Annotated in this window: 13 protein-coding genes; 3 read left to right on the top strand and 10 right to left on the bottom strand. The window is 44.2% G+C overall.

Features of this window, described 5'->3' with window-relative positions:
* Positions 1-2: 2 nt before the first annotated feature.
* From hscA to trmJ, 7 genes are all read right to left on the bottom strand, one after another.
* Positions 3-1,850, bottom strand: a complete 1,848-nt coding sequence (hscA, locus tag IQ209_RS05220; protein ID WP_193849634.1) for a Fe-S protein assembly chaperone HscA — start codon at positions 1,848-1,850, stop codon at positions 3-5.
* An 85-nt stretch (positions 1,851-1,935) separates the two neighbouring features.
* Entirely contained in the window at positions 1,936-2,457 is a 522-nt protein-coding gene (gene hscB / locus IQ209_RS05215; protein ID WP_193849632.1) for a co-chaperone HscB, read from the bottom strand.
* Between the two features lie 42 nt (positions 2,458-2,499).
* On the bottom strand, positions 2,500-2,823 hold the full coding sequence (iscA, locus tag IQ209_RS05210; RefSeq protein WP_193849630.1) for an iron-sulfur cluster assembly protein IscA: 324 nt from the start codon (positions 2,821-2,823) through the stop codon (positions 2,500-2,502).
* A gap of 78 nt (positions 2,824-2,901) precedes the next feature.
* Positions 2,902-3,288: a Fe-S cluster assembly scaffold IscU gene (gene iscU / locus IQ209_RS05205; RefSeq protein WP_193849628.1), complete on the bottom strand. Its 387-nt coding sequence runs from the start codon at positions 3,286-3,288 to the stop codon at positions 2,902-2,904.
* Between the two features lie 24 nt (positions 3,289-3,312).
* Positions 3,313-4,527, bottom strand: coding sequence for an IscS subfamily cysteine desulfurase (locus IQ209_RS05200; RefSeq protein ID WP_193849626.1), 1,215 nt, complete (start codon positions 4,525-4,527; stop codon positions 3,313-3,315).
* Positions 4,528-4,589: 62 nt separating this feature from the next.
* Positions 4,590-5,090 carry a Fe-S cluster assembly transcriptional regulator IscR gene (iscR, locus tag IQ209_RS05195; RefSeq protein ID WP_193849624.1) on the bottom strand — a complete coding sequence of 167 codons (501 nt, stop codon included), beginning with the start codon at positions 5,088-5,090 and terminating at the stop codon, positions 4,590-4,592.
* Positions 5,091-5,343: 253 nt separating this feature from the next.
* Positions 5,344-6,078: a tRNA (cytosine(32)/uridine(32)-2'-O)-methyltransferase TrmJ gene (gene trmJ, locus IQ209_RS05190; RefSeq protein ID WP_193849622.1), complete on the bottom strand. Its 735-nt coding sequence runs from the start codon at positions 6,076-6,078 to the stop codon at positions 5,344-5,346.
* A 125-nt stretch (positions 6,079-6,203) separates the two neighbouring features.
* Here trmJ and suhB point away from each other — a divergent pair, with 125 nt between their 5' ends.
* Positions 6,204-7,007, top strand: a complete 804-nt coding sequence (suhB, locus tag IQ209_RS05185; RefSeq protein ID WP_193849620.1) for an inositol-1-monophosphatase — start codon at positions 6,204-6,206, stop codon at positions 7,005-7,007.
* A gap of 86 nt (positions 7,008-7,093) precedes the next feature.
* Here the strand turns inward: suhB and IQ209_RS05180 are convergent, their stop codons facing one another.
* Both IQ209_RS05180 and glyA read right to left on the bottom strand, forming a co-directional pair.
* The gene (locus tag IQ209_RS05180; RefSeq protein WP_193849618.1) at positions 7,094-8,335 is read right to left on the bottom strand and encodes a 3-phenylpropionate MFS transporter; all 1,242 of its coding nucleotides are present in this window, start codon (positions 8,333-8,335) and stop codon (positions 7,094-7,096) included.
* 87 nt (positions 8,336-8,422) lie between these two features.
* Positions 8,423-9,676, bottom strand: coding sequence for a serine hydroxymethyltransferase (glyA, locus tag IQ209_RS05175; protein ID WP_193849616.1), 1,254 nt, complete (start codon positions 9,674-9,676; stop codon positions 8,423-8,425).
* A 360-nt stretch (positions 9,677-10,036) separates the two neighbouring features.
* On the opposite strand from glyA, the gene hmpA reads away from it, so the two are divergent.
* Positions 10,037-11,227, top strand: coding sequence for an NO-inducible flavohemoprotein (hmpA, locus tag IQ209_RS05170; RefSeq protein WP_193849614.1), 1,191 nt, complete (start codon positions 10,037-10,039; stop codon positions 11,225-11,227).
* A gap of 464 nt (positions 11,228-11,691) precedes the next feature.
* Positions 11,692-12,444: a M48 family metalloprotease gene (locus IQ209_RS05165; protein WP_193849612.1), complete on the top strand. Its 753-nt coding sequence runs from the start codon at positions 11,692-11,694 to the stop codon at positions 12,442-12,444.
* Positions 12,445-12,579: 135 nt separating this feature from the next.
* On the opposite strand, the gene glnB is transcribed toward IQ209_RS05165, so the two are convergent.
* Complete coding sequence (gene glnB, locus IQ209_RS05160) at positions 12,580-12,918, bottom strand: nitrogen regulatory protein P-II (protein ID WP_045971762.1); 339 nt, start codon at positions 12,916-12,918, stop codon at positions 12,580-12,582.
* Positions 12,919-12,930: the final 12 nt, after the last annotated feature.

The raw sequence follows: 12,930 nt of genomic DNA, 5'->3' as shown, positions 1-12,930 counted from the left end.
AATTAAATCTCATCCACAGAATGACCCGCCAAAGCCCGGCGGATTGATGTGTCCATACGGCGTGCTGCAAATTCTTGCGTTTGCTTGTCCAATTGTTTTATTGCACTTTCAATTGCCTCAGGGGAGATTCCCTGAGCACTTTCAATTAATACATGTGCAGCAGAATCAATAGCAGCCAACTCTTCTTGGCTCAGCAAATCCGCATCTTTTTCCAATGCACTGGTTAAACTTTCCAGCATTCGAGCCGCTTCTACTTTCTGTTCAGCTAATTTGCGTGCCTGAACATCTTCCTGTGCATTAGACATAGAATCTTTGAGCATATGGGCAATTTCTTCATCCGATAAACCATAGGAAGGTTTCACCTGAATGGAAGCTTCAACACCCGTGGATTTTTCTAATGCACTGACACTCAACAGGCCATCGGCATCAACCTGAAAGGTTACACGAATGTGTGCACCACCAGCCGGTAATGGCGGAAGACCACGCAGTGTGAAACGCGCCAGTGAACGGCAATCACTGACCAGTTCCCTCTCGCCCTGCACCACATGAATGCTCATCGCACTTTGACCATCTTTAAAAGTGGTAAATTCTTGCGCTTTGGCAACGGGAATGGTGGTATTACGTGGAATGACTTTTTCAACCAGCCCTCCCATTGTCTCCAAACCAAGTGACAGCGGGATAACATCAAGTAGCAGCATTTCGCTATCTGGTTTGTTACCCACCAGAATATCGGCCTGAATTGCAGCACCCACTGCGACAACCTTGTCTGGATCGATAGACGTTAATGGTTCGCGGTCAAAGAATTCTCCCACCATGCTGCGTACTAACGGCACGCGCGTTGAACCACCAACCATGACGACCTGCAAAACCTCGTCAATCGTTACACCTGCATCTTTCAGCGCCCGACGGCAGGAGAGTAATGTGCGTTTGACCAAAGCGGCAATCAATTCGTTAAATTCGCTACGGGTAATGCTGCCCTGCCAGTTAGCAATATCGATTTCCACTCTATCTGCCTCACTCAAGGCAATTTTGGTTTGGGTAGCAACATCCAGTAATTGACGCTGTAATCCGTGGCCGTTATCGCTGATCCCAGCCTGCTCACGTATCCAATTTGCTAACAACGAATCAAAATCGTCACCACCAAGAGCGGTATCTCCCCCCGTTGCCAGCACTTCAAACACGCCTCGGCTAAGGCGAAGAATAGAGACATCAAATGTTCCACCACCAAGATCGTAAACAGCGATTATCCCCTCCTGACCGGAATCAAGACCATAAGCAATGGCTGCCGCAGTAGGTTCATTCAAGAGACGCAGAACATGCAAGCCCGCTAAACGAGCTGCATCTTTAGTGCCCTGACGCTGAGCATCGTCGAAATAAGCAGGCACGGTGATCACAACACCATCAAGTTTACCATCCAAGGTTTCTTCTGCCCGTTGCACCAACGATTTCAATATCTCAGAAGAAACCTGAATAGGATCTACCAACCCCGCCACAGTATTGATCAATGGCAAACCATTTTCACTAGCCTGAAGTTGATATGGCAGGTTAGGGTAACGCTGTTGAACGTCAGCCAAAGAGCGTCCCATCATCCGCTTGACTGAACTGATTGTATTGGCAGGATCAGACGCAGCCTGTTGACGCGCCTGCCAACCAACTTGAATCTCTTCTTTACGATACTGTACAACAGAAGGAAGTAGGTGACGGTTATCACTGTCTGCCAATGTTTCCGCCTGACCGCTACGGACGGTCGCAACCAGAGAGTGAGTTGTACCAAGATCAATCCCCGCAGCCAGCCGGCGCTGGTGCGGTGCGGCAGATAAACCCGGTTCGCTGATTTGTAATAAAGCCATATGTGCCCCTATAAATCTATATCAGCCGAAATTTATTCAACTGAAATTCATTCAGCCAAAAATCATGCTAAAGAATACGATTCAGCTAAAAATCATCCAATAACCGCTCTTCCAGTTGTTCAACCTGCTGTTGCAATTTATCCAGAAAGCGTAACTTACGGACGGTATCAGCTGCAATTGACCATTCGGCAGCATTAATTTGCTGTTCCATCTGCTCACTGCGTGTTTTAATCATTGTATGTAAGCGAGAGGAAAAATCATTCAATGCTGTTTCTGAATCTACGCGATGTTCAATGGCCTCAAGCTCTTCACGCAATTCCAACTGCTGCATCAAAAAAACCGTATCCTGCATCGTGTGCTGTTCGTTGGACAGATCAAACCCTTGCTGAGATAGCATATATTCTGCGCGTTTCAGGGGGTGTTTTAGTGTCTGATAACCATCATTAATGGTAGCAGCTTGTTGGAGTGCCAGCGTTTTGTCACGTTCTGGCTGGTTGGCAAAACGATCAGGATGAAACTGGCGTTGCAATTCCTGATAACGGGTCGCCAACTGTTCGCAATCAATCGCATAACGTGCAGGCAGCCCAAATAAAGTAAAATAGTCCATAAGTTACTCTTAGTTTCGCAAAATGCGGGTCAAAAAATGGAGTTAAACGTGGAAACTTTCTCCACAACCGCATTCGCTGGAAACATTGGGGTTGTTGAATTTAAAGCCTTCATTCAGACCTTCTTTAACGAAATCCAACTCAGTACCATCAAGATAAATGACGCTTTTTCCGTCAACGATAACTTTCACGCCCTTATCTTCAAAAATCTGATCTTCTTCATTTATTGCATCAGCAAATTCAATCACATATGCCATACCAGAGCAGCCAGATGTTCTCACTCCCAAGCGCAACCCGACACCTTTTCCTCGATGGGTAAGAAAAGCCAAAATACGTTGGGCTGCACTTTCTGTCAGGGAAATTGACATACAACACCTCACTTTAAAACTAGTAAAGGTGGATATTGCTGCAATATCCACCAGAATTATGTTCTTTTTGCGAAAAAATTATTTGGACTGGCGCTTGCTCTTGTAATCAGCAATAGCCGCTTTGATAGCATCTTCTGCCAGAATCGAGCAATGGATTTTTACTGGCGGCAGCTCTAACTCTTCAGCAATTTGCGTGTTTTTAATTGCCTCAGCCTGTTCCAATGATTTACCTTTCATCCATTCTGTTACCAAAGAACTGGATGCAATGGCCGAACCGCAGCCATAGGTTTTGAAACGTGCGTCCTCAATGATACCTTCATCGTTGACTTTGATTTGCAGTCGCATGACGTCACCGCAAGCGGGTGCCCCTACCATGCCACTACCCACTGTCGGATCTTCGTTATCAAATGAACCAACATTACGTGGGTTTTCATAGTGATCAATTACTTTGTCGCTGTAAGCCATATCGTTACTCCTGAAACCGTCTGATTAATGATGAGACCATTCGATGGTGCTAAGATCCACACCCTGCTTGAACATTTCCCACAATGGAGAAAGATCACGCAAGTGACCAATCGCGTTGTGAATCAACTTGATTGCATAGTCTATTTCTTCTTCTGTGGTAAAACGCCCCAAAGAGAAACGAATAGAACTGTGCGCCAGTTCATCATTCATGCCCAGTGCACGCAGGACATAGGAAGGCTCCAGACTCGCTGAAGTACATGCCGAGCCAGAAGATACTGCCAGATCTTTCAATGACATCATCAATGATTCACCTTCAACATAGTTGAAGCTGACATTCAGAATGTGTGGCGCTCCCTGCTCCAAATCACCATTCAGGTAAACTTCTTCAATATCTTTGATACCGTTCCACAAACGCAGACGCAAACCACGCAGGCGTTCTGCTTCTGATTCCAGCTCTTCTTTCGCAATACGGTAAGCTTCACCCATGCCAACAATCTGGTGAACAGGTAATGTACCTGAACGCATACCGCGTTCATGACCACCACCATGCTGTTGGGCTTCAATACGTACGCGAGGCTTACGGCGAACATACAGTGCACCAATTCCCATCGGGCCATAAAGTTTATGGGCAGAAAAGGACATCAAGTCAACTTTAAGCAGGCTGAGATCGACAGGCAATTTACCAACACTTTGGGTGGCATCAACATGAAAAATAATGCCACGACTGCGGCATAATTCACCAATGGTCATGATATCCTGAACAATACCGATTTCGTTGTTGACGTGCATGATGGAAACCAGAATGGTGTCTGCACGTAGGGTCGCTTCCAACTCTTTCAGATCAATCAGGCCATTGCTCATTGGTGCCAGATATGTGATCTCAAAACCTTCGCGTTCCAGCTGACGACAAGTATCTAAAACCGCTTTATGCTCAGTTTTGCTGGTGATAATGTGCTTGCCTTTCTTCTGATAAAATTTTGCAGCACCTTTAATTGCCAGGTTATCGGATTCTGTCGCACCTGAAGTGAACACGATTTCACGTGGGTCCGCGCCAACTAAGTCAGCAATTTGATTGCGTGCGATATCAACCGCTTCTTCAGCCTGCCAACCGAAACGGTGTGAACGGGAAGCTGGGTTACCGAAGACGCCGTCAATAGTCAAATAGTTCATCATCTTTTCAGCAACACGTGGATCAACTGGTGTTGTTGCTGAATAGTCCAAATAAATGGGTAATTTCATTGCTCACATGCTCCGTAAGACACTTTTAATACTTTCATTGCCACACAAGTATTTGCCGCAAGTTACGCACGCAGATTAACGTTAATCGTCTCTTGAAGTCTGCCGTTAGGGCCAGGGGTACGGCGCTTATCGCCGTCTTGACGATCAGCAACATCCAATACTTCTTGGTTATTTACTAATTCTTCTAAACTGATGCTACTCAGGAAGCTGGTGATACGCTCACTGAGGTCACGCCACAAGGCATGGGTCAAACACCGATCGCCGCCTTGACAACCTTCTCGCCCCTGACAACGAGTGGCATCAACAGATTCATCAACGGCTGAAATCACTTCGGCAACGAAAATTTTACCGGCATTTCTGCCCAATAAATAGCCGCCACCTGGACCACGGACGCTAGAAACCAGACCATTTTTACGCAGGCGGGAAAACAACTGCTCAAGATAGGAAAGAGAAATACCCTGACGTTCAGAAATATCGGCTAATGGCACCGGCCCTTCTTGTGAATGCAACGCCACATCTAGCATGGCTGTTACCGCATAACGTCCTTTTGATGTCAGTCTCATAACAAAAACTCCGTGGTGAAATATGGGTGAAATTGTGGCATTCCTGAGTATTTTAGTCAACTATTTAACCGAGTAATTCACTCAACTATTATTTGACGCTCTTTCGCTTTTTCACTTGCCTATCCCCGCGGCTTTCCCAACTGTTTTCCGCTATTGTCCAGTTACCTGTTATCCCGTTACATTGTATTTTCTAACGGCACTTCCTATTACTTCCTGCCACAGTTTTAACTGTACATTTTTTAACTGCATCAATTTATTTTTTATCCCACTTCTCCATGGAAGTCAGTATACCACGCAGGATATTCAGCTCTTGGGTTTCTGGCCGGGCACGAGTATAAAGACGTCTTAATTTATTCATTATCTGGCCCGGATGCGCTTTGCGAATGAAACCAGACTCTTTTAATACCTGTTCAAGGTGCTGATAAAAACGCTCCATATCTTCGGCCGGTGGATATTCTACTTCGTGCTCTGGAGACGTTACCTCTTTTAATTGCTCTTGAGCCGCAAGGTATGCCATGCGAATTTCATAGCTAACCAACTGAACTGCCATCGCCAAATTCAACGAACCATATTCCGGGTTAGTTGGGATATAAAGGTGATAATTACACTTTTGCAACTCTTCGTTAGTTAAGCCAACACGTTCACGGCCAAAGACAATAGCAACGGGAGAGTGGCTGGCAGTTTCGACACAACGTTCACCACATTCACGTGGCTCAACCATCGGCCAGGATAGAGTTCGGGAACGGGCACTGGTGCCAATGACTAACTCACACCCGGCCAATGCTTCATCCAACGAATTCACAATCGTTGCATTGCCGATAACATCACTTGCACCGGCTGAAAGTGCGATAGCGTGAGAATCAGGTTGGGCAAGCGGATTCACCAGATACAGGTTGGTCAATCCCATTGTTTTCATGGCCCTGGCGGTTGATCCCATGTTCCCCGTATGGGAGGTTTCTACCAGAATAATGCGGATATTCTCTAACATGACGGCTTTTAAATTCAGTATAAGAGCCGAATATCTTAACACAGCATTAGTCATTTTGACGAACTACTGCTATAATGCGCGCCAATTTATTTCCCGTTCTTTAAAATTCTGGTGGAAGATACCCCATGCATCCGATGCTAAACATCGCTATACGCGCTGCGCGTAAGGCCGGCAACTACATTGCCAAAAGCTACGAAACTCCTGATGCTGTTGAAGCAAGCCAAAAAGGCAATAATGATTTCGTTACCAATGTTGATCGTGAAGCAGAAAAGCTGATCATTGACATCATCCGTAAATCTTACCCTAAACATACGATTATCACCGAAGAAAGTGGTGATCACATAGGAGAAGAAGATGACTTCCAATGGGTTATCGATCCACTGGATGGCACCACCAACTTTATTAAACGTCTTCCCCATTTTGCTGTTTCCATTGCCTTACGCATTAAAGGCCGCACAGAAGTGTCCGTGGTTTACGATCCGATGCGCAATGAACTGTTCACCGCAACGCGTGGTCAAGGCGCTCAATTGAACGGCTATCGCCTGCGTGGTACTAATGCCCGCGATCTGAATGGCACTATCCTTGCGACGGGTTTTCCATTCAAAGCTAAGCAGCACACTATCCCTTACATGAATGTACTGGGTAAATTATTTGATCGCTGCGCAGATTTCCGTCGCACGGGTTCTGCGGCACTGGATATGGCGTATGTCGCTGCCGGACGAGTAGATGGTTTCTTCGAAATTGGCTTAAAACCTTGGGATTTCCTGGGCGGTGAATTGTTGGTACGTGAATCAGGTTGTATTGTCACTGATTTCGTTGGTGGCCATAACTATGTCAACTCTGGCAATATCGTTGCAGGTAGCCCACGTATCGTTAAAGACATTCTGTCTGAAATGCGTGAAGAATTGACTGAAGCATTGAAACGTTAATGCGTTATTATTGAATAAATATAATTTGAGCAATGTTGTTTTTAGGGCACCTATCAGGTGCCCTTTTTCTTATCTTCGTTTTTTTATTAGCGCGAAAGTGAATGAGCTTCAACTTTGGGTCTCAGGAACAGGGCGGGCAACGCAACCAGCGCCATCACCCCAAATATGCCACTTCCTATCTGCTCATACATGAATCCAGCAATCATACTCATGACGGCAATACCGCCACCCATAGCTAAAGCAGAGTAAGTTGCCTGCAACCGGATGATTTCGTTTTCCTTTCTGGCGCCAATAAAACGCATCGCGGCCAAATGGCAAACGGTAAAAGTCCCACAATGCAGGATTTGAATAATAATCAACACCGGTAATTCGGTTGAAGTTCCCATGAGCCCCCAACGAACAACACCACAAATTCCTGACAATAAGAGTAAATTACGGGCACTCCAACGACGGAATAATTGCTTGCTAAAAGTAAAGATAACAACTTCAGCCACTACGCCCAAGGACCAGAGATGACCAATGGTTGATGAGGAATAACCCGCTTGCTCCCAATAAATGGAACCAAAACTGTAATATCCCGCATGGGCGGCCTGCAATAAAGTGACACAGAGTAAAAACCGCCACACTGATTTTTCAGATAAGAGTTCTTTAAAAGAAATAGCATTAGTATTGGCAGTTTTAATCTTACCTACTGGCATGATGGAAGGTTTCAACATCATTCCCAGTAACATGGCTATGACACTGAATAGCAAAAAAGCAAGAATGATATGGTGTGTACCAAATAACTCGTGACCGATCCAATGATTCAAACGATCAAACGATATATTCCAGCCAAAATTCAGACTGCTGATTGAGAAATTTATCCCATTGGCAGACATCAATATGCCCGCCAATGAAGAACTAATAACAAATGCAATCGAACCCCAAACCCTTACCTTGCCATAATCAAACGTAAACTGCTTTTGCCATGTTCCTGCCAAAGCATCTGATAAGGGGACTAGTGGTGAGAAGAATAGGTTGAAACCGACCATGATAAAGAAAAGCCATGCCCAATGGCTACCGAATACAAAGCCAATGGCAAAAAGCAATGCCAATAATGAGAGGAGACGCAATGCATTAATTAATTTAGCGGGGTTTTTTACCGTAGGAGAGATAACCAGACTGCCGACAAAGCGAGCTACCATTCCAACACCTAGCAAGATACCTATCATTGAGGCATCAATGCCTTCACCTTTTAACCAGACAGACCAAAAAGGCAAGAATATACCGTAAGAGAAAAAATAGGTGAAATAGCTCAGGCTTAACCAAAATGTCGATGGAACAACCATCCAAATGCCCCCGTTTTTAATATAAAAAAACCCGCTCAAAACTAACGTTATGAGTCGGGCTTATTACTAAACTACATTTTATTTAAATTATGCGTAAACCGGATATTTTGCGCAGATATCTAATACTTTTTGCTTAACACTTTCAATGGCTGCTTCATCATTGATGTTATCCATCACATCACACATCCAGCCAGCCAGTTCACGGGATTCTGCTTCCTTGAAGCCACGGCGGGTAATTGCAGGTGTTCCGATACGGATACCAGAGGTGACGAATGGGCTGCGTGGATCATTAGGTACGCTATTTTTGTTAACGGTGATATTGGCACGTCCCAAGGCCGCATCAGCATCTTTACCCGTAATGTCTTTGTCCACCAGATCCAGCAAGAACAAATGGTTTTCGGTTTCTCCAGAAACCACTTTGTAACCGCGTTGCAGGAATACTTCTACCATCACTTTCGCGTTCTTAGCAACTTGGTGTTGGTAAGCTTTGAATTCAGGCTCCATCGCTTCTTTCAATGCAACTGCCTTACCAGCAATAACGTGCATCAACGGACCACCCTGGGAACCAGGGAAAACAGAGGAATTCAGTTTCTTGTAAAACGCTTCATCGCCACCTTTCGCCAAAATCAAGCCGCCACGTGGGCCAGCCAATGTTTTGTGCGTTGTGGTTGTCACAACGTGTGCATGAGGTACTGGGTTTGGATAAACCCCTGCGGCAACCAGACCTGCTACGTGAGCCATGTCAACGAACAGATAGGCGCCGATTTCATCCGCAATTTCACGCATCTTCGCCCAATCGACAACGCCAGAATACGCAGAGAAGCCACCGATGATCATTTTAGGCTGATGTTTTTGCGCTTGATTACGAATATCGTCGTAATCAATTTTGCCATTTTCATCAATACCATAAGGCACGATGTTATAAAGTTTACCAGAGAAGTTAACTGGAGAGCCGTGAGTCAGATGGCCACCATGCGCCAGATTCATCCCTAAAACCGTATCGCCGGGTTTTAGCAGTGTCATATACACCGCAGCATTTGCCTGAGAACCAGAGTGTGGCTGGACATTAGCATAATCTGCACCAAACAGCGCTTTTGCGCGGTCAATTGCAAGCTGTTCAACTACATCGACATACTCACAGCCACCGTAGTAACGTTTACCCGGATAACCTTCCGCATACTTGTTAGTAAGCTGAGAGCCTTGTGCCTGCATGACTCTTGGGCTGGTGTAGTTTTCAGAAGCAATCAATTCAATGTGTTCTTCTTGACGACAAACTTCCTGTTCCATCGCTTGCCACAGTTCGGGATCGTAATTCGCAATATTCATTTCACGCTTTAACATTTGGTTCTCCTGACTCAGCTACATCTCTAAAAAAATACCCCTGAGGGCCAGAATGGCACACAGTGTAAACTCTTTTTATCGAATGAGATAGTCTTGACAAAATAAATTACGCAAACGTTTGCATTGCACCCTGACAGCCCATTAGCAGCTAAATAACCTACTGTTTCGCTAATGATTACGGATTTATTACTGATATTTGTGATCCTGGCCCCGATTCATTGTGATTAAAATTCTATTTTTTTGACTTAAGGTGAGATAATTTCCTTTTCTCAATGTGAGATATTCCCAAATCCTATAAGTTGCATTTAAAATACAACTTATAGATTTCAGCTTTATGTGAGAAAAATTCAGGAGATCCCCATGCTAGATAGCCAAGTTATCGCAACCATCAAATCGACCATTCCATTAATTGTTTCTACAGGCCCTAAGCTAACTGCGCATTTTTACGAACGTATGTTCAAGCATAATCCTGAATTAAAAGATATTTTTAATATGAGTCACCAGATCAACGGTGATCAGCGTGAAGCACTTTTCAATGCCCTTTGCGCTTATGCTGGCAATATCGATAATCTGTCAGCACTCTTACCTGCCGTAGAAAAAATCGCCCATAAACATGCCAGCCTCAGTATTCAACCTGAGCATTATCAAATTGTAGGTAAGCACCTGCTGGCAACGATTGATGAAATGTTTCATCCCGGTGACGAAGTTCTCAGCGCCTGGGGAAAAGCCTACAACGTATTAGCTAATGTCTTTATCAATCGTGAAGAGGAAATTTATCAAAGTGGTGAATCCCTGGAAGGTGGTTGGCGTGATCTGCGTCAGTTTCGTGTTAGCCGGAAACAACCACAAAGTGATGTCATCACTAGCTTTGAATTTGTACCTGTTGATGGTGGCAAGGTCATGGATTACAAACCAGGGCAATATTTGGCGATCTATATAGAAGATCCAGCACTTGAAAACCGTGAAATCCGCCAATATTCGCTGACCGCCGCCCCAAATGGAACCAGTTATCAAATTGCCATCAAGCGTGAACCTCAAGGCAAAATTTCAAACTACCTGCACGATAAGGTACAGGAAGGGGATATTGTGATGCTGGCAGCACCATACGGTGATTTCTTCCTTGATGTGCAATCTGATACGCCAGTTACGTTGATTTCTGCCGGGGTTGGTTTGACACCGATGATGAGTATGCTGCAATCGCTGCATAACCAGCATCATATTGGCTCAGTAAATTGGTTCCACGCCGCAGAACATGGCGGCTATCATGCTTTTGCAAATAAAGTGAATGAAATTTCCCAGTCTATGCCTAATTTGTATTCACAAGTTTGGTATCGTGAACCCAGAGAGAGAGATCAGAAAGGCATACATTACCAACACACCGAACTTATGGATCTCTCTCTCGTGAAGGATGCAATAGCGGTGGCAGGGATGCAATTCTATTTCTGTGGGCCAGTGGCTTTCATGCAACATATCGCCAAGCAGTTGCTGGCAATGGGCATTGATGAACAATATATCCATTACGAATGTTTTGGTCCACATAAAGTCATTTAGTACGGTTTACCCAATACACCCGAATTCTGGATAGGAAATTGAACTAAAAGCCTGTTCCAAGATCAGTATCTTAGACCAATAAAATACCGATCTAAAAAGGAGCAGGTTATGGACAAGTTATTTGAAATTTTCTTTTATATCAAAGACTTTTTCCGATTTTCCTTCCTCAATGGGAACAATTTTGTTTCGACAATGAGCGTCGTCGGTAAGAGAAAGCAAGCTGGCATTTTGAGAACTCATTTAAATAAACGAAAAGCCACTTTAGTAAAAAAAATTAAACTAAATTATTTTGTTTATGATTTAATTATTTTGTTTATGATTTAATTATTTTTAAAAAATGTTACCGCATTCACATAATCATAAATATTAGCGTTTATTCCTATTGTTATTTTTAGCAAAATTCATAGTCTTTTAACGCTTTTAAAAAACTATAGTTGCATGTATTGCAAAGGAAAAACAATATTATGAAAATTAAAGCTCTTGTTGCAGTCGCTGTTTCTGCTGCACTTCTGACAGGTTGTAAGAATATTGATCAGGGAATGCTGGCTCATTCTGGAATGCAATTATTCCAGGCGGCAACACTAAGTGATTCTGATGTCAAACAGTTATCTGACCAAGCATGTAAGGATATGGATGCACAGAATAAAATTGCACCAGCATCCAGCCAATATACTAAGCGTCTGAACAAAATCGCCAAAGCATTAGGTAACGAAGTTAACGGTACATCGGTTAACTATAAAGTTTATCTGACTAAGGATGTGAATGCATGGGCAATGGCTAACGGTTGTGTGCGTGTATACAGCGGCCTGATGGACATGATGAACAACAATGAAGTAGAAGGCGTTCTGGGCCATGAAATGGGGCACGTTGCACTGGGCCACACCCGTAAAGCAATGCAGGTTGCTTATGCTACAGTTGCTGCACGTACCGCAGCTGCATCAGCCGGTGGCGTAGCCGCGCAACTGAGCGATTCTCAGCTTGCAGCACTGGGTGAAAAACTGATCAGCTCGCAGTTCTCGCAGCATCAGGAAAGTCAGGCTGATGACTTCTCTTATGATCTGATGAAAAAACGTAATATCAAAACTGAAGGTTTAGCAACCGGCTTCGAGAAACTGGCTAAATTGGGCAGCGGTGAAACCAGCATGTTTGATTCACACCCCCCTTCACAGGAGCGTGCTCAACACGTTCGTGATCGTATCGCAGCAGATAAGAAATAATAAGTTCTGTACAATATAAGATAAGTGATAACGGATTGAAAATCGGACATCTCCGCACGTCATCTCCCATTATGGGTGTGGGCTAACCGATAATATTGCCGTTATCACTTTTTTCAGATGATTTTAGTGGCTTGATTAAATCGCTTCTTCGTCCTGCTCACCGGTACGGATACGCACAACACGGGCAACATCGAAAACAAAAATTTTGCCATCACCAATTTTGCCTGTTTGTGCAACCTGCATGATTGTTTCGACGCAGGTATCAACAATATCATCCGGTACGACAATTTCTATTTTTACCTTTGGCAGAAAATCCACCATATATTCTGCGCCGCGATACAGTTCAGTATGCCCTTTCTGACGGCCAAATCCTTTCACTTCTGTCACCGTCATACCAGTGATACCCACTTCTGCCAGAGCTTCACGCACATCATCCAGCTTGAAGGGTTTGATAATTGCATCAATCTTTTTCATGAAGTTTTCCTG

This window comes from Xenorhabdus sp. BG5, from assembly GCF_015163665.1.
Classification (GTDB): domain Bacteria; phylum Pseudomonadota; class Gammaproteobacteria; order Enterobacterales; family Enterobacteriaceae; genus Xenorhabdus.
The sequence above is the reverse complement of the archived record's forward strand: the minus strand, read 5'-3'. Positions and strand labels throughout refer to the sequence as shown.